Source organism: Winogradskyella sp. R77965 (assembly GCF_044594915.1).
GTDB lineage: Bacteria > Bacteroidota > Bacteroidia > Flavobacteriales > Flavobacteriaceae > Winogradskyella.
On record NZ_CP138990.1, the window covers coordinates 2,500,474 to 2,525,289 of the forward strand.

The 24,816-nt window shown below is 29.3% G+C and carries 22 protein-coding genes, 1 tRNA gene and 1 pseudogene; 8 read left to right on the forward strand and 16 right to left on the reverse strand.

Features of this window, described 5'->3' with window-relative positions; genetic code table 11:
• Nucleotides 1-430: 430 nt before the first annotated feature.
• Nucleotides 431-577 carry a hypothetical protein gene (locus SJY34_RS11160; RefSeq protein WP_400075654.1) on the forward strand — a complete coding sequence of 49 codons (147 nt, stop codon included), beginning with the start codon at nt 431-433 and terminating at the stop codon, nt 575-577.
• Between the two features lie 144 nt (nt 578-721).
• Here SJY34_RS11160 and SJY34_RS11165 read toward each other — a convergent pair whose 3' ends face one another.
• Nucleotides 722-1,606, reverse strand: a complete 885-nt coding sequence (locus tag SJY34_RS11165) for a hypothetical protein (protein ID WP_400075656.1) — start codon at nt 1,604-1,606, stop codon at nt 722-724.
• 32 nt (nt 1,607-1,638) lie between these two features.
• A complete protein-coding gene (locus SJY34_RS11170; RefSeq protein WP_400075658.1) occupies nt 1,639-2,619 on the reverse strand; it encodes a hypothetical protein in 981 nt (326 codons plus the stop codon).
• Nucleotides 2,620-2,780: 161 nt separating this feature from the next.
• Here SJY34_RS11170 and SJY34_RS11175 point away from each other — a divergent pair, with 161 nt between their 5' ends.
• From SJY34_RS11175 to SJY34_RS11185, 3 genes are read left to right on the forward strand one after another with little or no spacing between them, the layout of a single operon-like run.
• Nucleotides 2,781-4,031, forward strand: a complete 1,251-nt coding sequence (locus tag SJY34_RS11175) for a sensor histidine kinase (RefSeq protein ID WP_400075660.1) — start codon at nt 2,781-2,783, stop codon at nt 4,029-4,031.
• On the forward strand, nt 4,024-4,692 hold the full coding sequence (locus SJY34_RS11180; RefSeq protein ID WP_400075662.1) for a response regulator transcription factor: 669 nt from the start codon (nt 4,024-4,026) through the stop codon (nt 4,690-4,692). Before SJY34_RS11175 ends, SJY34_RS11180 begins: the two co-directional genes overlap by 8 nt.
• Before the next feature lie 17 nt (nt 4,693-4,709).
• Nucleotides 4,710-5,057 (forward strand): polysaccharide deacetylase family protein, encoded by a 348-nt coding sequence (locus SJY34_RS11185; RefSeq protein ID WP_400075664.1) that lies wholly within the window; start codon nt 4,710-4,712, stop codon nt 5,055-5,057.
• Nucleotides 5,058-5,700: 643 nt separating this feature from the next.
• Here the strand turns inward: SJY34_RS11185 and SJY34_RS11190 are convergent.
• The 10 genes from SJY34_RS11190 to SJY34_RS11235 form a co-directional block, all read right to left on the reverse strand.
• Nucleotides 5,701-5,919, reverse strand: coding sequence for a hypothetical protein (locus SJY34_RS11190; RefSeq protein WP_400075666.1), 219 nt, complete (start codon nt 5,917-5,919; stop codon nt 5,701-5,703).
• Nucleotides 5,920-5,923: 4 nt separating this feature from the next.
• Nucleotides 5,924-6,475, reverse strand: a complete 552-nt coding sequence (locus SJY34_RS11195) for a hypothetical protein (RefSeq protein ID WP_400075668.1) — start codon at nt 6,473-6,475, stop codon at nt 5,924-5,926.
• Nucleotides 6,476-6,841: 366 nt separating this feature from the next.
• Nucleotides 6,842-8,587 (reverse strand): effector binding domain-containing protein, encoded by a 1,746-nt coding sequence (locus tag SJY34_RS11200; RefSeq protein WP_400075670.1) that lies wholly within the window; start codon nt 8,585-8,587, stop codon nt 6,842-6,844.
• 5 nt (nt 8,588-8,592) lie between these two features.
• Nucleotides 8,593-9,816, reverse strand: coding sequence for a serine hydrolase domain-containing protein (locus SJY34_RS11205; RefSeq protein WP_400075672.1), 1,224 nt, complete (start codon nt 9,814-9,816; stop codon nt 8,593-8,595).
• 4 nt (nt 9,817-9,820) lie between these two features.
• On the reverse strand, nt 9,821-10,615 hold the full coding sequence (locus tag SJY34_RS11210) for an SDR family oxidoreductase (protein WP_400075674.1): 795 nt from the start codon (nt 10,613-10,615) through the stop codon (nt 9,821-9,823).
• A gap of 47 nt (nt 10,616-10,662) precedes the next feature.
• Nucleotides 10,663-11,436, reverse strand: a complete 774-nt coding sequence (locus SJY34_RS11215; RefSeq protein WP_400075676.1) for a GLPGLI family protein — start codon at nt 11,434-11,436, stop codon at nt 10,663-10,665.
• 4 nt (nt 11,437-11,440) lie between these two features.
• Nucleotides 11,441-12,139: a two-component regulator propeller domain-containing protein gene (locus tag SJY34_RS11220; RefSeq protein WP_400075678.1), complete on the reverse strand. Its 699-nt coding sequence runs from the start codon at nt 12,137-12,139 to the stop codon at nt 11,441-11,443.
• 199 nt (nt 12,140-12,338) lie between these two features.
• Complete coding sequence (gene bla / locus SJY34_RS11225; RefSeq protein WP_400075680.1) at nt 12,339-13,367, reverse strand: subclass B1 metallo-beta-lactamase, long type; 1,029 nt, start codon at nt 13,365-13,367, stop codon at nt 12,339-12,341.
• Nucleotides 13,368-13,441: 74 nt separating this feature from the next.
• Nucleotides 13,442-14,194, reverse strand: coding sequence for a LytR/AlgR family response regulator transcription factor (locus tag SJY34_RS11230; protein ID WP_400075682.1), 753 nt, complete (start codon nt 14,192-14,194; stop codon nt 13,442-13,444).
• Nucleotides 14,191-17,019 (reverse strand): histidine kinase, encoded by a 2,829-nt coding sequence (locus SJY34_RS11235; protein WP_400075683.1) that lies wholly within the window; start codon nt 17,017-17,019, stop codon nt 14,191-14,193. The genes SJY34_RS11230 and SJY34_RS11235 overlap by 4 nt, the downstream gene beginning before the upstream one ends.
• A gap of 390 nt (nt 17,020-17,409) precedes the next feature.
• On the opposite strand from SJY34_RS11235, the gene SJY34_RS11240 reads away from it, so the two are divergent.
• Nucleotides 17,410-19,191: a hypothetical protein gene (locus SJY34_RS11240; RefSeq protein WP_400075685.1), complete on the forward strand. Its 1,782-nt coding sequence runs from the start codon at nt 17,410-17,412 to the stop codon at nt 19,189-19,191.
• Nucleotides 19,192-19,438: 247 nt separating this feature from the next.
• On the opposite strand, the gene SJY34_RS11245 is transcribed toward SJY34_RS11240, so the two are convergent.
• Nucleotides 19,439-19,512 (reverse strand) — tRNA-Ile (locus tag SJY34_RS11245).
• Between the two features lie 85 nt (nt 19,513-19,597).
• The gene (gene mce / locus SJY34_RS11250) at nt 19,598-20,002 is read right to left on the reverse strand and encodes a methylmalonyl-CoA epimerase (RefSeq protein WP_400075687.1); all 405 of its coding nucleotides are present in this window, start codon (nt 20,000-20,002) and stop codon (nt 19,598-19,600) included.
• A 107-nt stretch (nt 20,003-20,109) separates the two neighbouring features.
• Here mce and rbfA point away from each other — a divergent pair, with 107 nt between their 5' ends.
• Together rbfA and SJY34_RS11260 are read left to right on the forward strand one after the other, a co-directional pair.
• Complete coding sequence (gene rbfA, locus SJY34_RS11255) at nt 20,110-20,502, forward strand: 30S ribosome-binding factor RbfA (protein ID WP_400075689.1); 393 nt, start codon at nt 20,110-20,112, stop codon at nt 20,500-20,502.
• Complete coding sequence (locus tag SJY34_RS11260) at nt 20,503-21,705, forward strand: ABC transporter permease (RefSeq protein ID WP_400075691.1); 1,203 nt, start codon at nt 20,503-20,505, stop codon at nt 21,703-21,705.
• Here the strand turns inward: SJY34_RS11260 and SJY34_RS11265 are convergent.
• Nucleotides 21,702-21,878, reverse strand: a pseudogene (locus SJY34_RS11265) (tRNA dihydrouridine synthase DusB); the annotation flags it as partial. The gene SJY34_RS11260 and the pseudogene SJY34_RS11265 sit on opposite strands and share 4 nt — an antisense overlap.
• Nucleotides 21,879-22,062: 184 nt before the next feature.
• On the opposite strand from SJY34_RS11265, the gene SJY34_RS11270 reads away from it, so the two are divergent.
• Nucleotides 22,063-23,304, forward strand: a complete 1,242-nt coding sequence (locus tag SJY34_RS11270) for a hypothetical protein (RefSeq protein ID WP_400075693.1) — start codon at nt 22,063-22,065, stop codon at nt 23,302-23,304.
• 508 nt (nt 23,305-23,812) lie between these two features.
• Here SJY34_RS11270 and dusB read toward each other — a convergent pair.
• Complete coding sequence (gene dusB, locus SJY34_RS11275; protein ID WP_400075695.1) at nt 23,813-24,805, reverse strand: tRNA dihydrouridine synthase DusB; 993 nt, start codon at nt 24,803-24,805, stop codon at nt 23,813-23,815.
• Between the last annotated feature and the right edge of the window lie 11 nt (nt 24,806-24,816).

Sequence of the window (24,816 nt, forward strand, 5' to 3'; positions counted from 1 at the left end):
TACATATGTCAAAATAGCAATATGGAGTATTATGAATGTATAAAGGTTTGAGCATCAACCAAAAGTTATTTCAAATTAAGTCAAGGTGCCTCCAGCAGCGTATGATTATGTACTTGTGTATATATGTATGGGTATGAAATGCATTAATTACATTTAAAATGCATATAGGTAAGGTTACATCTTTACAAATATCAAAGAGCATATTTGAGACTATATTCAATAGAAAAGTTTCCTGATATCAATAAGAATTTCAAGAGAGGGTTTTCTATGAAGCATACGTAATTCAAATTTAAATGTATTTTATCTGCATGATTTAAACTTTATGCGTTAATATTATTTTTTTAACTCGTTTAGTCTTTTTTTGAATGAATTTTTATTTTTTAAATAATTAATAACCTAGTTTAATCTTACAAACCAAAAAATATTAATTATGAAAAAAAAATATTTACTAATACTATGTATATCATTAGGTTATTTAACTCTGAGCTGTAGTCCAGAAGAAATATATGAACAAGAGGAAACTCAGGAACAACAAAATGAGCAAGATATAATTATTGAAGATACTCAATGGTTATAATTTTAATCACAGCTTCGCAGTTCAAATTTAAGTAAGATTTCCATGAATGAAATTATTTCATTCATGGAAATCTTACTTAAATTCTAAACAGTGATTTGTAAAGAAAACTTTTATGATTTCAGACTAATTTTATTTTTATGTGACTTATAATCCATATTCTTCTTTTATCCTAGCTATAGTTTTTTCATCAGCAAAAGGTTTTCCTGAATGGGATCCAAAAATCTGATTGCCAGTTTTTCTCCAATGAATTCTATCTATCAGCATTCTAAACATACTAGCGGTCACATCACCATTTTTAAAAGCTTTTGCGACCAAAGGAAAGTATTTATCATAAGTTTCAATATCCCCTGAGTGCTCTAAAAGTAAACACCCGTAATTACTAAATTCTTCACTTACCAATTCTATAGATGGATATCCATAGTCATCAAAAATTTTAGAAAGCTCTAATCTAACTTCGCTATCGAGCTTAGTTTGTTTATCTAGGTTTGCATGATATTCTTTTGATGAATATCTGTATCGATTATCTTTTTCTAATAAAAATATGATTTTATCAATTAGAGTTTCATCATATTTCTTCATGTCTAAGCCTTCCTTTTTCTTTTGAAAGCTAGAGGCAGATGCAGGTTTTAAAACTGTACCTGAACAGTCAGATATTAGTTCAGTAAAAGAATCCCCTAATAACTTTTTAAATCTATTTAATCCTTCATCTAAAGTTTGAAAATAGGTTACAATTTCACAAAAGCTTTTCGTATCTAATTCTTTTGCTTTTTTAATATAGCTATAAACTATTTCAGAGTTAACGCCCATTCTAGCATAGGCTGAAGCTACATTCCAATAATCTGCATAAACACATTCTTCATTATCAGGTATTTGACTATATGCATTAGTTAAAATATTTTTACCATAGTCATAATCTACTTTAGATACATTGCCTTCGTATTCTGGAAAATAGCCTTTTGTTATTTCTTGTGCTAAAAGATTATTTGTTAATAATAGTGTGATAACGATTGTTTTTATTAAATTTTTCATGATATTATTTATTAAAATGTTTAGTGAATTTTTTAAAAAGTTCTACCGCCAAAAGGGTTGTTGTTGCGATGCTTTATTTCGGTTTCTGTTAATAACGGTAAACCAATTTTCTCTCTCATTTTATTAACAGTTTCTGAATTAACTTTGCCTGGATGGTAACCATAAATACTAGTACCTGTTTTTTGAATTGAAGATAAATCTTCAAATATCGCCCAGAAACTTGGTTTAATTCTACCTTCTTCAATTTCTCTGTTGATGAATGGTTTAAAATAATCCCATACCCAATTTTTTTTTCCATACGTATCACGTTGATGCCATAACAATATCCAAGCTTGTTTATTCCAACCATGTTCTTTGGTTATTTTAATCAGTTCAACAATATTTAAACTATCTGCATTAATTCTGACGGTTTCATTATACTCTTTGTATTCCCCTTTTAAATCAGGCCTAAGGATTGCCCATAATTTTTTGCGCATAAGACTGTCTTCAGGTTTTTGATACTCAAGCACTTTTTCATAGGCAATTGCCTTTTGTTCATCTGTTATACCTAAATAAAGATCATTTGCTTTTCGTACGAATTGGTCTCTATTTATAAGTTTTTGAATTTTAAAGTAAACCATTGGATTTTCAATGTTTTCATAGAATTTCTCTAAATAAAGATTATAATCTATAAGAATCTTAGTAACAGATTCTTGATAAAGTCTATTTTTAGAAAACTTTGCTATATATTTTTTTGAAGCCTTATTTTTAATAATAGCTTCGATAATCCATTTGGAACATGAGATTCTGTTGTTTAATTCAGCTGCACAAACCGCTGCATCTAAATACTCTCCTGTAGTATTATCATCGTGGATTTGAAACGCTTTTTCGTAGAGCGATAGTGCTATTTTAGTTTCGTTTTTTTCTTTTGCACGATGTGCGTCTAATAATAATTGTTCATGGTTAACAAAGTCAATTGGTGTTGTAGAAGTTGCTAATACTAATGAACAAATAAGTAAAAATAAATTTTTCATAATGTTTGTTTTAAAGATTAATACTGCAAATCTATTTTACAATGCTCTTAATTTTTATGATTAAAAAATGAATCATATTTAACAAAAACTTAAAAACCTGAATGAAAGCTTAAAAAGCTTAAAGTTTACCTCTCAATTTTGTAACTTTAACTGTATAGATTATGAAAAAAACAAACCTTTTTATCAGTATATTTTCTGCAATTATTGCTTTGGGTTTAGTGATATGGCAAGTCAAAAATTTGCAAGAAATGCAATTACTAAAATCAGAAACTCTAGAACAGGACCTTCAATCTACACTAATGGATGTAGCGATAGAATTAAGAAATAAGGAATCTAGTGGAGATGTTAGATTTTTAGATGAAGATAAAAAGGTTATTGCTATTGATTCATTAGTTAAAAATAGTTTTGAAAAATTTAACTCTGCTCTTTTTTGGGGGATTTATGACGATGATAAAACACCATTATTAGGTGATTATAATGACCTTCAAAAACAAAAATTAATTGAGACGCAATATAAGGTCTGCCTATCATGCTTATTAACAATAGACTTCCCAAAAGCTGATAATTCTGAAGAGAATAAAACTAATATCTTGCTAGAGCATTCACCAGCACAAATCCGTGCAATGAGAGGTAATCCTCATAAAAAATTAAATTATTTGCACTTCTTCATGGATCCAATAAAACTTGGTATAAAACCTTATATATTGCCTTTACTATTTCTTGTCTCGCTATTTACTATACTTTCTTATCTATTATACCTAACCTTAATACAGAGTAGATTGATAAAGCAAAAAAATGAATTTGTAAATCATTTGTCTCATCAGTTTCAAACACCATTATCCTCCATTAAACTAAGTGCCAATTTATTATTAAATGAAGATAAGCTAGATAAAACTGAACTAGTTAGAATTATTCAGACTGAAAGTAAGCGTCTTGAAAATCACATAAAAACTGTTTTGCATTGGGTAAAGTCAGATGCTAAACGCCTACAAATTCTCAAACAACAAATAGATTTAGAGAAATTGATAAAAGAATCTATAAATCAGATGAAACCAATTTTTATTTCTAATAAAACTGAAATTGAGTATGAAATCCAATCAGAACAAATTATGATAAATGCTGACATGAATCACATTCAATTAGTTTTATTTAATATATGGGAAAATGCAATTAAGCATAATGAATACCCGATAAAACTAAAAGTAACTTGTAGTGTATTTGGGGACAAAATACAAATTAGAAATATAGACAATGGGAAAGGTTTTGATCAATATTTCAAATCAAATAATTTTAAGGGCTTAGGATTGATTTACGTTAAAAATATTATGAAACAACACGGAGGTAGTTTAGAAATTATGAATAACTCTACTAATGGTGCATCTATAAACTTAAATTTTCCTAGCAATGGCTAAAATTCTTTTAGTAGAAGACGATAAAAGCTTTGGATATGTTCTGAGCGAATATATTAAGTTGAAGAATTTTGATGTGATTTGGCGTGAAACTTCAGATGAAGCTATTACAGATATTACTAAAACAACTTTTGATTTAGTAATATTAGATTTAAATCTTAGGCAATCTTCTGGATTTGATATTGCAATTAAATTAAAGGAAGTCGCACCAACGACTCCATTCATTTTTCTTACCGCTAGAGATCTTAAAATTGATCAATTAAAAGGATATAAATTAGGTGCCGAAGAATATATTACTAAACCTATCGATGAAGAAATATTATTAGCCAAAATTTCTGCTATCATAAATCGAAAAATTGAACCTGGACCAAAAAGTAAAATAATTTTTTGGAAAGATTTATCATTGAATATTGATAAACGAGAATTAAAAATAAAAGACGATGTTTTTACATTGACTGAAAAAGAGAATTTATTAATGAATGAGCTATTGAGGAATCCAAATAAGTTAATTAAAAGGAAAGAGGTGCTTCTGAAATTTTGGGATGAGCAAGATGAGTTTTCTAAAAACTCAATGGATGTATATATTTCTCGATTGAGAAAATTGTTAAATAACAGTGGTATTTCTATTCGTAATGTTCATGGTAAAGGATTTATTTTAGAGTAATCAATTTTTAAAACGTTATGAAAATAAATAAAACATTAGCCTTAATTTATTTAGTCATTTTATTTGGGTGTAAAAACTCAACTTCTGTTCAACCAGAAGAAAATAAAGATATAAAATCAATAAATAGACCAACCATCAGTTTTACTTTTGATGATGGATCGACCTCTGATATCGTTAATTATAAGTTTGAGGAATGGAATAATATGATTTTATCTCACCTTGAAAGTAAAAATTTAAAGGCTATATTTTTTGTTACTGGTAAGAACAAACTTGACGAAAAGGGACAATATTTATTACGAACTTGGAACGAAAATGGTCATAGAATAGCAAATCATACATTTACTCATTCTAATTTCAGTTCATAGAAAAATACAGCTCATCTTTTTGAAAAAGAATTAAAATCTACAGATTCTATAATTTCAAAATTTGACAATCACATTAAGCTGTTTAGATTCCCATATTTAAAAGAAGGGCAGAATAAGTATAAAGTAGATAGTCTTAGGGATATTCTTAAAGAAAATAATTATACGAACGGCTATGTAACTATTGATGCATCGGATTGGTATGTTAATCAACGCTTAATAAAAAGAATAAGAGAAAAAGATATAGAAAATACTGAAATTGAAAAGTTTAAAAAGTTTTATATCTCTCATATCATTGAAAGAGCAGAATATTATGAAAAACTATCCTACGATATAAATAAGAGACATATTAGCCATACACTTTTACTGCATCATAATTTAACTTCTGCATTATTTCTTAATGATCTTATTGAAGAGTTTGAACGAAAAGGTTGGGAAATTATAAATACTAAAAAAGCTTATGAAGACATAGTATTTTATCAAATACCTGATTCTAAATATGCAAGTGAAAGTTTAATTTGGTCTAAAGCTAAAGAATTAGGTAGTTATGAAGACCAATTAAGATTTCCTGCAGAAGATAGTAGATACGAAAAAGAGAAAATGGATGCTTTAGGTTTATAATTAATTAAGATTAATTTATTCGACCTTAAGAGCCCGCAGCATGATATCTATCAGTAGTAGATATTTTGCTATCAGTTAAAACAAACGCAGCTTTATATTTCTCTGCTGATTTTAAGTACTCTTTTGATTGATAAAGTTTTCTAGCTTCTTTTATAAAACCTAGATATTCGCCTCCATTTTGTCCATAACATACCTTTCCAATAAAAACAAATAGTAGTATCAAAATTTGTATGGTTATCTTCATGGGTTTATTTTTTACTACTGGTTAGTACCGCCCATTTGGTATTGAATTTACGGGTTTCTTGTTTTTTATATTCTTCTTTAATTTTCTCGTCGGAATAGCCCATGTCTTTATACATTTTAGTCATTGCTTCACTTTCAGCAAACTTTTGGCGCATTTTACCAGTTGTGCCAATAATACCTACCCAGCTATTGGCATCTACATCAGACACTAAATAAACTGAAGGTGCTTCATTTTCAGATGAAAAAGCTGGCCCTTGTTGAAAAATACCATCTACTTGTGCAAATAGGTTTCCTTTTAGTATGGTGATAAAATTGGCATCAGTCCAATGCCACATTTCTATTACTTCTTTATCTGGCGTTTGCATTTTTAAACCCCAGCCAACTCTAATTGGGTTGCCATTATTTGCATGTTTAATTAATTCTTCTAAACTTCCTGAAATAGCATTGCCTTCTCTGTCTGCTTCATAGATAACTTTATAAGCATTATTGTCTTGTCCAAAAGATATTATCCCAGTAAAAAGGAATACTATTAGCATAAGGTGTTTTGTTATTTTCATGATTATTTAATTTATTGTTAGTAATTAAGGCCAGCGATTTGCTGAACCTTTTAAAATTTGTTATTTGCATTAGCTTGAAATTTTTGAGTAAAAATTAATCAGATAACCCTATGAAAAAATTGTAGCAAAGAAGTAGATTTTTTCAAAAAAATTAAGTGTTTATATTTCACTAATTGAAAGTAGTAATTTTATGAAAATAAAGCAGTTAACGATTTTTAATTAGTGTTAATCAGTGTTAACTAAAAAGTATTAGTATTTATGAGTTAATTTTGTGATGTTAAATTGCTGTTTATAAGGGATTAGCTATTATTAATTCATGTAATGAATGAATTCTTAGAATACTCTATTTTGGATATACTTTTTTTCTTACTTAACCGAAATAAAAACTTCCACTTCTGAATCATCATCTTTTTGTGATTTAGAACTATGTATTTCGAAATCGGTTGTATAGCTTCTATTTATGGTTTCATTGTTCCAGATGTCTTTCCAAGTTTTAATTAAAGCTTCTGGCATATTTCCTTGAGCAACAATTTTTTTATAGGTTCCTTTAGGTATTTCGAATCCTATCAGACCTTTTGGTATATTATCCAAGGAACTTACTTTGTAACCTAATATTGAAGTGTATTTCCCTCTATAGTCTGTTTCATAATTTGTGTAGATAGAGTATATATCTTCACTTAATTTATTAGTGATTTTAGTTCCTACATTTTCGACGAAAAAACGCTGCCAAAGCAGACCTATACCTTGATTTGATTTTTCATTTTCATTAGTCGTATTAACAGATATTCCAATGACCTTTATTTTTTCTTTAATTTCCATATCATCATTTTTTGAATTAAAATTATCTAATAAATTTTTCGCTCTCTGATAATTTCCTGTTTCTTCAGTGGAAACTTCAAGTGTTTTTTTAAGATACTTTTTTGCATTCTTTATATCGTTTTTAATCATGTAAATGAAAGACTTCATCTCATAAACGCCAATGTATTGTCTTGGGTCCTCTCCAGTAATATCATTTTCTAGTTTATTAAACACTTCTAGTGCATCATCAATTGATGAGTTATTGGTTTTCCAATCCAAATATTTTTTAGGGTGCCACCAATAATCAAATGGTTTTCCGCCAGATTCTTCAATCCAAGCATTCATTACTAAATCTGCTCCAATGTCCCATAAAACAAAAGGATAAAAGGCTGCTTTGGGGTTTTTATTTGCGTAACTACTATAATATTCAATTCCTTGTTGAGTGCCATTTGTATTTATTTTTTTGATTACACTTTGCTTTAAAGAATCTTTATGATGAGTTCTAAAATATTCTTCTTCAAATGCAATTGGGAAAAGCTCTTTTAAATTTTTCATACTAAACCCTTTAGTTAACTCTTTACTCACATTAATTGTGATTTCATTTTGATAATTATGGAAAGAGTATAGATGAATAATGCCGCGCTTTAAATCGAAAACATAAGAGTATTGTGTTGGGTGCGTTCCTTCTTGATGCGTTCTACTCAATAAGCTTTTAAATAAATCTTTAGATATATGACTAGAACTTGAAAGCCCTTCATTTATAATTTCAAATCGTCTGCAATCATAATTACTAGAGCTAATATCGCAAGCATTAAAATTTGTAATTAATTGGTAGTCTTCATTGCCTCTTTTGAGAATTGCGTCTCGATTTACTACGACAGAATTACCAGTAGCATCCGCTAATAATATTTGATTTGTAGAAGATTCATATTGATACTTTTCTAAATAATTTAAAGCTTCATCGACGGTCTTACATTTAGCAAGAATAGATGAAAATAAATTAGCATCAAGCTTTGCTTTGCCAGCCATGTTTTTCCCTTCAACTTCGGGTATATATGCAAAGTCAAAAAACAAACCATGTTCATTAATAGCTGTTTGTATTTGATAGTTAGAATGCCCTATATTAATACTCCCATAACGATCCTCTGTGGATGGGCTTGTCCATAACTTTGTAAAAGGGTCTGACCAATCTTCGTTACCAGCTGCTAAGACTTCGCCATGTTTTGCAGCACAGAATATGCTGCATGCATATACTTTATTAAAACATATAAGTAATATAACAATAAAGGCATTCAGTTTTATTTTATTTTTCATGACAACTAGTCTTTTTTTGTATACTCTTCTAATGTATTCCATATTTCTATAAATTGTATATAAGATTCTTTTTCTTCAACCATATAATTTGTCATTAAAATTCTTCCTATTTTAGTTTTTGGGTTAAACCACATGTATACCATACTGCCAAGAGGATCACCGCCGTTATGAAATATTTCTCCATTTTCTGAAAACATCCAAAACACGCCACTATTTTTTATTTTCTTTTGATTGCTTTGTTTTGTAAGTCCTTCAGGAAGTTTGGCTGTAAACATTGTTCTATATGCACTTTCATCAATTAAAATTCCATCCCCAGCATATCCTTTTAGGATCTCATGTAGATAGTTACTTAAATCTTTACAATTAGTGTGTAAGCCACCATCGGCATAGGTGCTATTCCCAAAAACTGGTGTTTTCGTGAAGTCTTGAGTCAAATAAGTTTTGGCTAAATCGCTGTCTGATACATTTTGAACATACCAACTAGAGTTATTCATTTTTAAAGGTTTAAAAAGAATCTCCTCTGTATAGTCTGCGAAACTTTTGCCAGATATCAATTCAACAATGTAAGCAGCGAGATTTGCACCTAGATTAGAGTATTGATAATTACTACCAGGTTCGTTGTTCGAAAAAGTGTCTAGTCCGTACCAAGCTCCTTTGGAATTTAAAACGTTATTACAATATTGAGATAAACTCAATTTACTATTCACTCTATAATTATCGAAAAAGGCTAACCAATCTTCAGGAAGTTCATTTGAATCAATTTTAGTTTTTTCAATAAAATACTTATTCCTTAAATCATAATTATTTTCTGTATCAATAATACTAGAGGTATGTGTTGCTAGATGTTGAATGGTGATATTTTTATTGGGGAAATTAGGGTTTGTAACTTCAAATGGTAGAATGTCATTAATAGGGGTGTCAAGTGTTAGTTTCCCCTCTTGAACTAATCTCATTATTGCTAAGCCAATGGTTGTTTTAGATACAGATGCTACCGATTGGACAGTGTTTGTTGTGTAAAGGATATTATGTTCTAAATCAGCATGGCCAAATGCATTTTGGTATACTATTCCTTTTTCATTAACTATCGAAACAGCAAAACCTGGTAATTTATTTTGCTTGCTAATATCGTTTAACTCTTTATCAAGAGTCTCGTATTTATTTGAGCAACTGTATAAAGAAATGATAAAAAGAAGTGTTGTTATAAAAACAATATTGGTTTTTAAATTCATAGTTTTATTGTGGTTTTGATTTACTTCCGGCCAAAATGCCTCCATCAATATTTAATTCTATTCCTGTGACATAACTTGATTCATCAGATGCTAAATACAAAGCTCCATAGGCAACATCAATTGCTTTTCCAAAAGCACCAAGGGGAATTTCAGATTCAATAGAATTTATCATATCCTCACGTTTTTTACCTTTTCCTAGCATCATATCCCACATAGGTGTCATTATTGCTGCTGGATGGATACTATTACACCTAATATTATACCCTTTTTCTGCACAGTATAACGCCACACTTTTAGTATGATTTCTAACCGCTGCTTTACTAGAAGCATAAGCAACCGCAGTCGGAATACCTACAATTCCACTTCTTGATGAAATATTTACAATTGAGCCTCCTGTTTTCTTCATCATTTTTATTCCATATTTGCAACCTAACATAACGCCATTTAAATTAACGTTGTGTACTTCATTCCAAGAGTTTAAGTTGACATTCTCAGCATCAAAAGGACCGTCGGTTTCTATAAATCCTGTTATTCCTGCATTATTTATGAGTATATCTAATGTTCCATAATTATTAACTATGTGATTACTTAACTCGAGCCAATCATCTTCTTGCTTAACATCTAAATGATAATAATCAGCTCTATTCTTCAACTCCTCAACCACCATTTTACCTTCTAAATCTAAAATGTCGGCAAGAATAACTGTTGCTCCTTCTTTGTGAAATAACTTGGCGATTGATTCGCCTATTCCTCGTGAAGCTCCAGTTATTAATACTGTTTTATTTTCTAATCTATTCATATATTAAAAGAATAGTTCTTTAACTGGAATACTTAATGAATTTAATTTTAACTCCTATTTTTTAATATTTCTTTATGTTCTTCACTAGTAATATACCTAGCTGCTTTAAGTTTTTCTATTTTATAGGTTTGACCATCATCAAATAGAATCTCGGTAGCTTCAATTTTACATACGCTTAAATCTACCTCTAATACTAGCCCAGGAAAACCTATAAAACTTGCAGGCCCAAATTTTGAGGGTATTTCTTTTGTAAACCAAACAGTTGTAGTAAATTCAGTTTCTTCAATTTTTTCTCCTACAAATCTATCACTAGTTCTCGTAATTTTACTTTTATAGATTGAAAAAGCTTTATGACATAAAAAACCATGTATTAATTTGGTCTCTTTAGTGAAATTCCATTTTTTCTTAAGTGTGTCTATAGGATAAACTATACCTAAACTGTCATCTATATATTTAAAACGCTCATTGGTTTTTAAATTCACATATGTGTCATTTGCATAAATCGGATTTATTTTAACATTTGCTTCGAGATCTCCACCACTAAATATAATTTGTTTTTCTTCATTTTGCTTTAACCCTTTTGCACTTATGTATATTGACTCATAGTCATTGAAACTTAATAAAAGTGTTGTAGTAAGTGCCTTTTCGTAATCCCTTATGTATTTATTAATAACACTTGAATCTGTTGTTTTTGTATAAATTTTATTATCTATCATTTTGGGTATTACTTTGTAAATGACATTTCCTTGTTTGTTTTTTTGAGCAAAACAGTTAATGGTAATTAGCAAAATACCTAGTTTTAAAAATGCTTGATTTTTCATTTGATTAAGAATTTGATTTGATGAATTTTTCTGTATAGATATCTCCTTTTATATTTAGTTTAATAAAATAGACTCCATTATTAAGCTTTGAAGTTTTAATTTGTATTACACTTCCAAAGGGTTGATGATTCAACCAGTTAAAACCGTTGAAGCTTTGAGTTGTGAAACCTGAGTGACCTATCCATAATGTCTCACTCTCTGTAATTTTAACTGATGTAACAAGATTATCTGAAAGTCCGCTGTTTTGCGAATTTATATTTTCCCAATTATATCCATCAAATTTATAGAGTCCAGATAGATAGCTACCTATCCATATATTATTAGTAATTGGGTCGACGTCTATTGCTAAAAAAAAGCCATTAGCGGGCAACCCACTATTTGTTTCATTATAAGTAATCCATTCTGTTCCATTGAATCTTGAAATACCATAATAGCTTGATGCCCATACATCACCATTATTATCAATAGCAATATCTGTTATTTGATTATTTGCCAGACCATTATTTACACGCGTGAATTTTGTATAGGTGTTTGTTGTTATATCCCATTTATAAACACCACCTGTATAAGTACCAACCCATAAATCGTTGCCATTAAATTCTAAACTAGTTGCGTATATGTCGTGTGTAAACTCTTTCCATGTATTTTGAGTATATGAAAACCTGAATAGAAGAAATATTGATAGAAATACTAAGTTTTTCATGATTTAGATCATTTAATTATAGATTAAATCTTGTGAGTTTGAATTATTATCAATAATTAATCTAAAAATACTTTTTTACGTTTTGAAAAAAAGCAAAACTTGGGAAGGGTAAGTTGAAAGAGTTGTAAAAATGTTGTAACAGGGAAGGAGTTGTTGCTAAATAAGCTAGAGCACTATAATTTACTATACATTTTTAGGATTATTTTATTTCTTTAATCACTAATGTTAATCCTACTTCATCATCTCTTAGATTTACATACAGTTTATTAAAAGAAAAGCTTTCTGTTTGATTTTCCTCCTTAATACTTATCCACCCATTAGGTATATATAAGCTTTTTTTTGAAGGACTATATTCAATAAAATCAGAATAAATTTCTATTTCTTTATCATTTTTAGTGAAAGATGCTTTACCATTCAAATAAGTTATTTTATCTAAATTTTGTTTTTTTTCATCTGAAATGAATTGAAAAATATCTAAACTGTCTTTTACTAAAGAATCAGAAGATAAAAAGTTATAATTACATTTTACACTTTTAGAAAATGAATAAAGATCAATAGTATAATCAATTAGCTCTGATCCTCCATAGTTACCATGTCCAGGTATTACAATTTTTGCATCACCATAATTATTTCTTATTCTTTTAGCTGTATTTGACCACTCACTAAGGTTAGCATCTGCAATATTTCCGATCCAACCATTTTTATTTCTTATTTCATTACCAGCGAATAATGTTTTTTCTTTTGGAATCCATGCCACAATACCGTCAGTTGTGTGTGCTTCACCAAGATAGTGGCAAACTAATATATTATTTCCAACCTTTAGTTCCAGCTTTTTATTAAATCCAAAATCTGGTATAGGTAAACCTTTTTCTTTTGCAATTAGTCTTGTTAGCTCATTTGAGTATGTTTTAATATCATTATTATGGACAATATCGATACCTTCCATTGCATCAGGATGCCATCTGTCAATTACAAAACCAACAATGGATGCTTTCTTTTTAACCCAATTAATTAAGTTTTGAGTTTCTAAATCGGAATTGGGTGTGGAAATAATTATTGCTTCTTTATTATCTATATAAATTAATCCATTATTGTTTTTATAAGTATGAATATAAATGGATTCCGATAATTTGGTCAACGTTAAAGATTTAGATACCTTTTCTGTTTGTCCTAATAGAACGTTAACTAATAGGTAGAATATAAAAGATAAGTTTAGATTTCTCATCATGTCTAATTACTACTAATGATAATATTTTCGACTTATTGTAACTTATTATAATTAGACTTTAGTTTTTTATAATCTCACTGATTTAATTTTAAAGACTCAATTCTTTCTTTGAATTCTTTCTTATTTCTATATGAAATAGTTAATTCAGTATTATCATTTAATAGTAAATTACCACCTCTACCATGATCCCATTCTTTTACCATCTTTAAATTTACTAAGTAACTTTTATGAATTCTAAAAAAGTAATCTGGCAAAAAATCGTTTAATTTTTTTAAACGTTCTTGTATATATAACGAATTTCCATTTGTTAAATAAATTCTGCTGTAAGGATCATCTGAATCAATATAAAGTATCTCATTAAGAGTGATTACTTTAGTTTTTTTTGCAGTTCTTAATATTAATTTACCTTCTTCTTGAATTAGATTGTTCTCACTCTTAACTATAACATTTATTGTTTCCCATATTTTAACTCTAGACTTTGCCCTTGCAACAGCATTCTTCAACTCGACAATTGAGAAGGGTTTTAGTATATAGTCGCATGCCGAATGCCTTAAGGCATCTAGGGTGAAATTTTCATAACCAGTAATAAATATTGTTAAAAACTCAAAAGGAGAGAATTGATTTAAAAGTTCAAAACCATTTCCATCTTCTAATTCTATATCAAGAAAAACTATATCAGGCTTCTCTTTAGCTATAAGTTTGATTGCTTTAGTAATAGTTTTACTAAAACCAACTATACTAATATCTGGGCAATAATCTGATAAAAACAAGCTCAATAATTCTTGACTGTTTTCTTCGTCTTCTACAATTAGAGCTTTTAAATTCATGATTTTTTAATTGGCATTTTAATAATGACACTTGTTCCTTTTGGTAACTTTTTAGCTATTATAATTTTAGCCATATCATTATTGTTCTTTTCATTTAATAATTCTAATCTTTGTTTGACGATATCAATACCAAAAGATTTATGCTTTGAAGTATTGTTTTCTCTTCTTTTGAAACCAATGCCGTTATCTAATATTGTAATAATAATTTGATTATAATGAATTTCATAATTTATAATAATCATGCCAACATAGTCTATATTCTTAAAAGCGTGCTTGACTGCATTCTCAATTATTGGTTGAGAAATAAGAGAAGGTATTTTAATTCTATCCGTAACAATTGTATTATCAATTTTTATTTTAAAATTGAACTTATCTCTAAATCGCATTTTTTCTAGACTCAAATAGTCAGTAACAAATTGAATTTCTTCTGTTAGACTTATATCATCTCTTGCAGAAAAATTTAGACTTTTTCTAATTAATTTGGATAGAGTGTGAATGTACGAGTTGGCTTCAGTTTTTTTATTAGTAAATATATAATTTTGAATAGTGTTTATTGAGTTGAAAACAAAATGAGGATTCATTTGATTTCTTAATGTTTTCAGCTCTGCATTTTTTAACCTTAAATCAAAAGAAAGTTGTTTTTTTAAAATATTTGATCTTAGTTTCCAAATACTCATAAGAGAAATTAATAAAATTATACCTAGAAGTAATCTAAATATAGTTGTTTGTGAAAAATGCGGTGTTATTTCAAAATTTAAGGATTTAATATCACTATAGCCATTATTAGTATCGATGCATTGAACAGAAAAACTATACCTACCAGCTTCAAGATTTAAATATTCAAGTACTCTATTATTAGTTTCTTTCCATTCAGTTTTATTATCTAGGTAAAGATCTTCTTGTGTTAATTTATATCTATAAAAATTATCACTTTTGTTATTAGGCTTATAATCCGAAATTCCTGTATAACTAATTTTAATGTCATTTTGATTATAGTTGAGTTTTATTATTGGACTTGAACCATCATGCTTTTCTTTTCCTGTTTGAAAACCATCTATGTGCATCACTGGCTTTGGGTAATTAACATCATTAATATCAAAATGACATATGCCTTTGTCTGTTGCTATATAAATTTTATTATTTAAAGTGCTTACATCCTTAATATAGTTTGAATTTAAGCCTTTAGAAGTATCATAAACACTAATAGATTCTATTACTAATTTTGAATCAGTTAGACTGTATTTAAGTTTATTTAGCCCTTTATTTGTTGCAACCCAAAGAGTATTGTTTTCTGAAGAAAAAATAGAGTTAATTGACATTGAAGAGAGTATGTTTTGATGCAGTTTTTTCCAAGTTCCATTAATTTTATAAATTAATCCATCACCAATGGTAGAAGCCCATAACACACCATCAACAATAGCTAAATCCGTAACTCTCATCCCGTTAGAGAAATCACTTTTTTCCACTTTTATTTTATTTTTATCCATTGGATTATATGATAAACTGTAAATACCATCATATGTGCCAATATGCATATTATTCTCATTCTCGAAAAGTAAACACAGAGCTCTTTTAGACAATTTAAATAACAAATATTTGTTATCATTTTCTGTTAGATAGTATGATAGATCTGAATAGTTATATTCAATATATCTAGTACTATTAATAGAGATATAATTATTAAAATCTGTATTCAAAATGGGATTGCCATTTTTGTATGTCACACCTCCAAAATAGAAAACATTAGGGTTCATGAGGTCATTATGACCTCTATAAAAACCCCTTTTACCCTGCAGCGATATGCTGGTGGATTTATTTTCTTTATCTATAATAAAAACTTCACCTAAAATAGATTTTGCGTAGAGTAAATCTTTATAATTATGTAAGCCCTCAATGTTCTGGTTTTTCTTTTTTGGGAAAGTAATATTTTCTACTAATAATGGGGAAATCTTGAATACTCCTTTAGATAAACTTGTCGCCCAAATCTCATTTGATGCTGTTAAAAGAGCAGAAGTTATACTTGCGTTTTTTATTAAATGACTAGGGTCTTGATATATGTCACTTGAATTATATTGAAAAAGACCTTCATCTGACATAATAAATAATCTATCGTTCTCAGCAGTAAATTCATTATATATAAATGATTTTTCTATTTCTGAACTAATTCTAATGGGCTTACCTGTAGAATAGATGTAGCCGCGCTCTAATAAAATAGCTTTAACCCTTTCTGTATCTTGTTCGTAAGCATTTTTATAATTAACTAACCTTTTGGTTTTATTGCTGCAATTTTTTGAACACTCAAGTTTTTTCTTTTTTAAAGTGGTGATCTTCCCTGATTGTCTATTTATTGAGAACTGCTGAGTCTTTGGGCTATTTCCATTAATAAAATAAATATTATTTGAGTCAATATTAATTATCTCATACCATTCGTTTTTGTTTTGTCTATATTTTTTTAATTGATTATTAAATTTAAATGGTTGAAAATTCGTTCCGTCCCAAAAAGTAAATGATCCATCAAAACCATTTATCCAAAATGTGTTTTCTGACTCTTTATAAAAAGTGAAGTTAACCATATTAGACAAACCATTTTCCAATGAAAATGTCTCAAATTCATAACTATTATACCTTACAATTCCTCTATCAGAAGTAAACCAAATATAACCTCTGGAATCTTGATATAGATCATAGAATTCTGTAGATGGCAAGCCATCTTCCACAGTGAAATTTTTGAAATTATATGATTGAGCCTGGCTGTAATTTGGCGCAGATATAGTTATTAAAATAATAATAACCTTATATATATTAAACCAACAAGCATAGTTCATAGATTACAAATTTAAAATAAACCAAATTAGCTGATTATGCGTTGACAATAGTTTTTTTACTCAATTAAATTTTTGCGCAACATAGACTTGTCTAATGAAAAGCAAAAAAAGTACTTTACTAGTAAATTTTGATAATGAAGAAAACAAATGTTTTTAAGAATGGCATAGGTATTGGTCTGTTTATGTTTGTAATTATGAGTGTATTTTACCCATTAATCACTGGTGATAAAATTACTGTAAGAAGTATATGCATTGGTTTTATAATATGGAATCTAGGGGGTATTATATTTGCTTATTTTTCAAAGATTAGAAAAAAGTAATCTTATTAATAATAATTAATTTACATTTTAGAAGGACAAAATTCAACAACCAATTTCAAAAAATATTCCTATGAAAAATCGAAAAATTCTTTCATTTTTAATTTATACTTTTTTAATTTCTAATCAAATCTTTGCTTGTACTATATTTTGTGCAGTTGACGATAATGGTCATATTTGGGCGGGTAATAATGAAGATGATTTATTCAATTTTAATACTTATATCAATGTTTTCCCAAAGCAAATTGGTCTTAAATATGGGTATTACACTTTATCTGTTGGAAATATAGAAAACGGCTCGAATTCAAACGCACAAGGAGGTATGAATGAAGCAGGCTTATTTTTTGACATGAATTCATTAGATGCCTCAGGTAATGAATACCCAATTAAAGATTTAGAAAGAAAGAAAAGTTTTCCAGAAGGAGACAAAGGAATCTACAAGCATATCCTCGGTAATTTTGATAAAGTTGAAGAAGTTGTTAAATTTTTTCAAGAATATTGGTTTGATTTTGGATTTAATGCAGTTCAAATGCACTTTGCGGATAGATATGGCGGGTTTGCGATGATAGGACCTTCAGGTAGCAGAATCTTAAAAAACAAAAAGTATCAAATTTCTACTAATTTTAGTATTTGTAGCAATGATCCAACTTTTGGGTGTTGGAGATATCCTATAGCCAAACAAAAATTAGAGGAACAAAAAATTGGTCTAGAGACTTTTGTGGATATATGTGAAAGTACAGCTAGATATGATAATGTTACTACTTTATATTCAAGTGTTTCAAATTTAAATACAGGCGAAATTTGGTTTTATTATGCTCTCGATTATGAAGCACCGTTTAAAACTTCAATAAGTGAACTTCTTCAAAAAGGAAAAAAGTCTTATCAAATTAGAGATTTGTATGAAAACAATGCTCTCTCAAATATTTACAAATCTTTTATTTTTAAAGGCGGTTTATCAGCCTATACAGAGTTTAATAATTCAAAAATAACAGATAAACAAAGGCAAGGTATATTGGCAATCTTCTCTAATAGAATAGTCAATGACAGGCACAATCTTGAAGCTTATCCTTTTTTAAAAGAGTACGTTAAAATTGATTCACTTAATAGGTACTTACAAATTAAAGATGCTATTTGGAAATTGCATAATAGTGGAAAGAATGATGCAATAAAGGTTATTAATAATTACAAAGAAAAAGTACCAGATACTGGTATGGAAGTCAAAAGAATTGTCAATAGACTTAACGGTAACTTCGATGAAGAACCTAATGCTACTTTTGAATTGAATGGATATCAAGATGCAAAATTTGTCTTTATAAAAGGACTCTCTAATGATGTCGGTAATTTTCTATTCAAGCGAGATGGTAAGTGGATTGGTAAGTTCAGGCTTTATGATGGAATATATAATTATTCTTTTATTGTAGATGGAAAACAAGTCTTAGATAGTAAAACACCCATTAATACTATATATAATCCTGTTTTTCCTGGTTCAAAACCATTTAGAACGCATCAGTCAGTTGTTAATATGACAAGTGAAGTTTATGAAACTACCATAAGAGTTAAAACACCAGATAAAAATGATGTAGTACATATTACAGGTAACCAAAGAAATTTAACAAACTGGACTTCATTGATAAAAATGAAGAAAATATCTGATTACGAGAGGGAAATAACTTTGGATTTACATTATCCAGCACAAATAAAATTCACTCGAGGTACATGGGTTTCGGAAGCAATAATTAAAGGTAATGAGACTATTTCTAAAAATGGTTTTTATAAGCCAATATTAATAGAACTGAATCATGCTGAATTATTCTTTGAAATAATTAATTGGAAAGATAAATTAATAAACGATTGAAAAAGTTTAAAAAAACAGTAATTATGAAAGCTTATTAGACAAAAGGATATAATAATTTATGGTATAGCTTGATTTTTAATAAAACAAAATCACAAAATCACTTTGTTTTTATTTTATAGTATAAACTCGATTTCTCGCAGGTCAATGACAGCAAGGCTTCCGAGATAAGTTTTAGCATATAATTTAGCTCAATAAAAAAAGCCTCGAATATCTATTTGATAATCAAGGCTTTAAGTGCTTTAAAAAGTGGTCCCACATGGACTCGAACCATGGACCACCTGATTATGAGTCAGGTGCTCTAACCAACTGAGCTATAGGACCTATTGGTTAATACCAATCACTTTATTGCTAAAGCGAGTGCAATATTACTACATATTTTAAAACTCCACAAGAAAATTAATTCAATTTACTCGTCAATCTCTTGGCATAATTCTACTAAAACACCATTTGTAGATTTTGGATGTAAAAAGGCGATCATCTTATTATCAGCCCCTTTCTTAGGTGCTTTATGAATCATTTCAAAACCTTCTTCTGTTAATCGTTTAATTTCCTTTTCGATATTATCCACAGCAAAAGCGATATGATGAATACCTTCTCCTTTTTTTTCAATAAACTTAGCAATCGGGCTATTTTTATTTGTAGCCTGGAGTAGTTCTATTTTATTTGGTCCGCATTTAAAAAAAGAGGTTTTTACACCTTCACTTTCTACCTCCTCTAATTTATAATGCTTTTTTCCAAATAAACTCGCAAAAAGCTGATTAGAATTCTCAATATCTTTTACAGCGATACCTATGTGTTCTATTTTTCTCATAAATTTTTCTATTTTGTATCCGTAATATCGGAATTCCTGTGGTTATAAAACATGATTTTTGTTGGATAAAAATACTATAATCCTTAAATATCCTCTACTTTTGCAAAATGGAAAGTAATAGACAGAAAAAAATAGCAGGTATTCTACAACAAGATTTAGTAGATGTCTTGCAGCGTGCCGCTTCTGAAGGTGGACTTAAGGGCATTATAATTTCAGTCTCTAAAGTTAGTGTTACTGTAGATTTATCTATGGCTAAGGTTTACTTAAGTATATTTCCGAATAAAGAGGCAGAACCTTTACTCGAAGGTATTAAATCTAACAAGCCTTTAATAAGACACGAATTAGCACAACGCACACGTCATCAATTAAGGAGAATGCCTCAACTAGAGTTTTTTATTGATGACTCTTTAGAATATATCGATGGTATTGAACGTTCTCTTAAAGGTGAAGAAAATCCTCTCGAAAACCCTGATTTACTTGGTAAGCGTAAAAAATCATAAGTGAATTTTCCTTTATATATAGCAAAACGCTACCTGTTTTCTAAAAGCAGTAATAATGCTATAAATATAATGACTCTTATTGCTTCTGGTGGAGTAATTATTGCATCAGCAGCGCTATTTATTGTTTTATCTGTTTTTGCTGGTTTAAAAGATTATAGTCTTCAGTTTTCGTCTTTTGTGGATCCCGATTTAAAATTAATACCAAAAGAGGGGAAGTCTTTTCTGTTTTCTGCAGATGATCTATCTAAGTTGAGTGCAACACCCGGGATTGCCTCTTACTCTAAGATAATTGAAGAGCGTGTTATTCTAAAAACAGAAAATAAAAATCTTCTCGCCACTCTAAAAGGTGTTGATTCAAATTATTTAAAAGTTACCAATATCGATTCCATGGTAAGACAAGGGAATTGGATAAGCCCAAACAGTAATGATGTGGTTTCTGGTTCTGGAATTTCGTACAATCTATCCTTCGGAATTTTAGATTATTTAAAACCGCTATCTATTTATGTTCCTAAACCCGGAAAAGGCCAAGCAAGTTCACCAAAAGGTTATTACAATTCAGCTTATGTTAATAATGTTGGACTTTTCAATATTAATGAAGAATTAAACAATGAGTATGTTTATGCAGATATTAACTTAGCAAAATCATTATTGAATTATAAAGAAAATCAGCTGAGTGCTTTAGAGTTAAAGCTACTTTCTGACAATGATGAATCAGAAATCAGAGCAGTCCTAGAAACTACTTTCCCTAATAGGTTTACAATTAAAAATAGAGAACAGCTAAATGATGCTTTATTCAAAATGTTAAATACCGAAAACCTTGCCATCTATCTCATTTTCACTTTAGTTATTATCATAGCATTATTCAATGTTATTGGTGCTATTATTATGATGATTTTAGACAAGAAAAAGTCTCTAAATACGCTTTTCAATTTAGGTACTGAGACTAAATCAATAAAAGCTATTTTCTTTTTGCAAGGCAGCTTAATGACTATTGTAAGTGGTCTTATTGGTGTCACTATTGGGTTATTGATTGTTTTCTTACAGCAATCTTTCGATTTGGTTATGTTAACTCCCGATTTAGCTTATCCTGTACGATTAAAATTTATAAATGTGCTTATAGTTTTGGTGACTATCTTTGCTTTAGGGATTATAGCTTCTAGAATTGCGTCGCAACGTATTACAAAACAATTAATTCAGTTTTAAACTGTAAACTGGTGGTCAGAAAATTTTTCTAAAACCTCATCAAAGGCAGCAAACACAGCTGCAGAATCATCACTAGTCACCATTTTCATTCTATATTCCTTAAAATGCGGAATACCTTTAAAATAATTAGTATAATGCCTTCTGGTTTCAAAAACTCCAACGGTTTCGCATTTACAATATATTAAAAAAGATTCAACCAACATTTATGAATACAGACTCGATATTTATAAATAGCGAGTACCTTCATTTTGATTATAAAAATATAATTGACAAATTTACTAGGAAATTAGTTATAACATTTTCTGGCGTAAACCGAAAAGTCAAAGTTAGAGTAGGTAAATCTTAAAAATTAGAAAAATGAAATACATTAAATTTTTTATAACAATAATGACTGTTTTTTTGTCAATGGTTCTATACAATTCATGTGATGAAAATAATATAACAGATACAGATCATTTATCAAATAGTTTAAAGCTTGATAATGATTTATATAATTCTATTAAAGATGAATTTGCAACAGATTTCATCACTTCTGAACTTGCTTTCTCCAAAAGCAAAAGACAGTTTACAACAGCGGATTTAACAACTTCAAATAATAACACTAGTGAGATTGAAACCCTAAACATATCATCATCACTTGTTAATTTAGAAAATCTGAATACGCTTTTCAATATACAATCAACTTCAGTGGTTGTCGCAACTCTATTCAAGGACGGCGTAAGCGGCTCAGTTTCGGGATTTGCTATATATCACGTTGATAGCGGTAACAAAATGAAACTCAATGTATATTCTCTCGAAAACTCAGTATTTAAAAAAATAGAAATGGATGCGGAAAAAGTAGATGATTTTAAATATGATCATATATTATATATATCTAAGGAATTTTTTCCGGGTAAGGATATTGAATCACTAGCTATAAATACTGTAAATGACTTTTCTTCTGAATTCCAACCTGACGACTTCTCAATACTAGAGGTTGTTTCAAGGTTAGGACACGACAATCGTTATGATAATTTTAATCTTCAAAATATCTCAGAAGGTTTTAAAAGTGGAAAACCTTGTGGTCAAGTACCTTTATGTCGCAATGGAGGTAACAATACTTATTGTGCGCCGTTTGCTTCAGGCTGCAGAGTGCGTGGTGGTGTACTAACAATCTGTCCGAAAATTACTGTTTCGGAGAAATTAAATGAAAATAATATGAATAGTGAACAAGACTTATTTGATTCATTATTGCATAACAAGACACTCTACTCACTTAAAGATGATTTAGAGCTCTACGTTATCGGTGGATTTTTAGTAGAATCCTATTATTCTGTTGCTAAGCAGTTTGACGAAACTATTGATGTAGAGCTTCTTTTAGAGATTCTAGTCAATTCACCAAAATTAAGTGAATTAGTTGATGCTTTTCTTCAAGATGATTCTAATTATGTTCTAACTGAAGATATTTTTGATGAACTTACTGGTGTTATTAATTTATCTGTTTCCAAGTCAAAAGACAAGGTCTATAAAGATTTTATGATTAATTTAGTTAAAAATTTAGAAATGTTTATAGGAAAGAATATAAGTCAAATAAAAAAATCATTAATTCTTATTGAATAATTTTTGAAAAATCCTCTATCTTATATTGCTCAGATCTTAGGGTTAACAATTCTAACGTTAACCCTCTTTTGGGCTACACATAATCACATAATATTCAATTCTTTTTTTTTTAGATAAAAACATATTTGAAGTGTTTTACCATGTATTTCCTGCATTTGTTTCCTTGGTTTTATGCTTATTTTTTATTGTTTTAAAGCAATATCTACACTCTTTTATAAACAATTTAATTTTATGTCTTGTTTCTACTTTTCTCTTTATTTCAGCATATTCTAGTACTGGGCAATTTTGCGAGCTTGAAAAACACATGACTTTAGCTACTTTAATTATTCAAGTCCAAATTTGGCTATTGATTCTTTTACTAGTAATTAAATTTATAAAGTCTCTTCTAGTCAAAAAGGATGTAGTTATAATAGCTTTTTCAACACTTTTAATTGTTTTAGATTTAAAGTTTTTTTGGTTTAGCTTTTCTACTTATAGTATGTTCATAAACTCTAACTAAAACCTAAATCTAGACAAACTGATAATCAGAAAACTTCTCTAACACTTCATCAAAGGCGGCAAATACATCTTTAGAATCATCACTAGTTACCATTTTCATTCTATACTCCTTAAAATGCGGAATACCTTTAAAATAATTGGTGTAATGTCTTCTGGTTTCAAAAACTCCAAGAATTTCACCTTTCCAATCTATAGCCATTTGCAGATGTCGTCTCGCGGCTTCAACACGTTCCGCTAAAGAAATTGGTGTTAAATGTTCACCTGTTTCAAAAAAGTGTTTCACCTGCTTAAAAAACCATGGATTACCTATAGTTGCCCTACCAATCATTGCTCCATCTAAACCATAAGAATCTCTCATTTCTATAGCGCGTTCTGGCGTATTGATGTCTCCGTTTCCAAATACAGGTATATGCATACGTGGATTATTCTTCACTTCTGCAATAGGTTTCCAATCCGCATCGCCTTTATACATCTGCGCTCTAGTTCTACCATGGATAGCAATAGCTTTACAACCTACATCCTGAAGTCGTTCTGCCACTTCAACAATTCTGATTGAACTGTCGTCCCAACCTAATCTGGTTTTCACAGTAACTGGTAAATTAGTGCGTTTCACCATTTCGGCCGTAAGTTTTTCCATAAGACAGATGTCCTTTAGAATTCCCGCTCCCGCACCTTTAGAAACGACTTTCTTAACGGGGCAACCAAAATTAATGTCTATAATATCTGGATTTGACTTTTCTACAATGTCAATAGTCTGCAACATACTTTCCATATTGGCGCCAAAAATTTGAATACCAACTGGTCGTTCCTTTTCATAGATATCTAACTTCATAACGCTTTTTGCCGCGTTACGAATTAAACCTTCACTACTCACAAACTCAGTATAGACCACATCTGCTCCTTGTTCTTTACATAATGCCCTAAATGGAGGATCGCTAACATCTTCCATTGGTGCTAAAAGCAAAGGGAAATCTGGTAATTCTATGTCGCCTATTTTAACCAAGTCTTAAATTT

Excerpts from the sequence above, each read along its gene's own strand:
- SJY34_RS11160 (WP_400075654.1), top strand. The coding sequence starts at position 431 with ATGAAAAAAAAATATTTACTAATACTATGTATATCATTAGGTTATTTA.
- SJY34_RS11165 (WP_400075656.1), bottom strand. The coding sequence starts at position 1,606 with ATGAAAAATTTAATAAAAACAATCGTTATCACACTATTATTAACAAAT.
- SJY34_RS11170 (WP_400075658.1), bottom strand. The coding sequence starts at position 2,619 with ATGAAAAATTTATTTTTACTTATTTGTTCATTAGTATTAGCAACTTCT.
- SJY34_RS11175 (WP_400075660.1), top strand. The coding sequence starts at position 2,781 with ATGAAAAAAACAAACCTTTTTATCAGTATATTTTCTGCAATTATTGCT.
- SJY34_RS11180 (WP_400075662.1), top strand. The coding sequence starts at position 4,024 with ATGGCTAAAATTCTTTTAGTAGAAGACGATAAAAGCTTTGGATATGTT.
- SJY34_RS11185 (WP_400075664.1), top strand. The coding sequence starts at position 4,710 with ATGAAAATAAATAAAACATTAGCCTTAATTTATTTAGTCATTTTATTT.
- SJY34_RS11190 (WP_400075666.1), bottom strand. The coding sequence starts at position 5,919 with ATGAAGATAACCATACAAATTTTGATACTACTATTTGTTTTTATTGGA.
- SJY34_RS11195 (WP_400075668.1), bottom strand. The coding sequence starts at position 6,475 with ATGAAAATAACAAAACACCTTATGCTAATAGTATTCCTTTTTACTGGG.
- SJY34_RS11200 (WP_400075670.1), bottom strand. The coding sequence starts at position 8,587 with ATGAAAAATAAAATAAAACTGAATGCCTTTATTGTTATATTACTTATA.
- SJY34_RS11205 (WP_400075672.1), bottom strand. The coding sequence starts at position 9,816 with ATGAATTTAAAAACCAATATTGTTTTTATAACAACACTTCTTTTTATC.
- SJY34_RS11210 (WP_400075674.1), bottom strand. The coding sequence starts at position 10,615 with ATGAATAGATTAGAAAATAAAACAGTATTAATAACTGGAGCTTCACGA.
- SJY34_RS11215 (WP_400075676.1), bottom strand. The coding sequence starts at position 11,436 with ATGAAAAATCAAGCATTTTTAAAACTAGGTATTTTGCTAATTACCATT.
- SJY34_RS11220 (WP_400075678.1), bottom strand. The coding sequence starts at position 12,139 with ATGAAAAACTTAGTATTTCTATCAATATTTCTTCTATTCAGGTTTTCA.
- bla (WP_400075680.1), bottom strand. The coding sequence starts at position 13,367 with ATGATGAGAAATCTAAACTTATCTTTTATATTCTACCTATTAGTTAAC.
- SJY34_RS11230 (WP_400075682.1), bottom strand. The coding sequence starts at position 14,194 with ATGAATTTAAAAGCTCTAATTGTAGAAGACGAAGAAAACAGTCAAGAA.
- SJY34_RS11235 (WP_400075683.1), bottom strand. The coding sequence starts at position 17,019 with ATGAACTATGCTTGTTGGTTTAATATATATAAGGTTATTATTATTTTA.
- SJY34_RS11240 (WP_400075685.1), top strand. The coding sequence starts at position 17,410 with ATGAAAAATCGAAAAATTCTTTCATTTTTAATTTATACTTTTTTAATT.
- mce (WP_400075687.1), bottom strand. The coding sequence starts at position 20,002 with ATGAGAAAAATAGAACACATAGGTATCGCTGTAAAAGATATTGAGAAT.
- rbfA (WP_400075689.1), top strand. The coding sequence starts at position 20,110 with ATGGAAAGTAATAGACAGAAAAAAATAGCAGGTATTCTACAACAAGAT.
- SJY34_RS11270 (WP_400075693.1), top strand. The coding sequence starts at position 22,063 with ATGAAATACATTAAATTTTTTATAACAATAATGACTGTTTTTTTGTCA.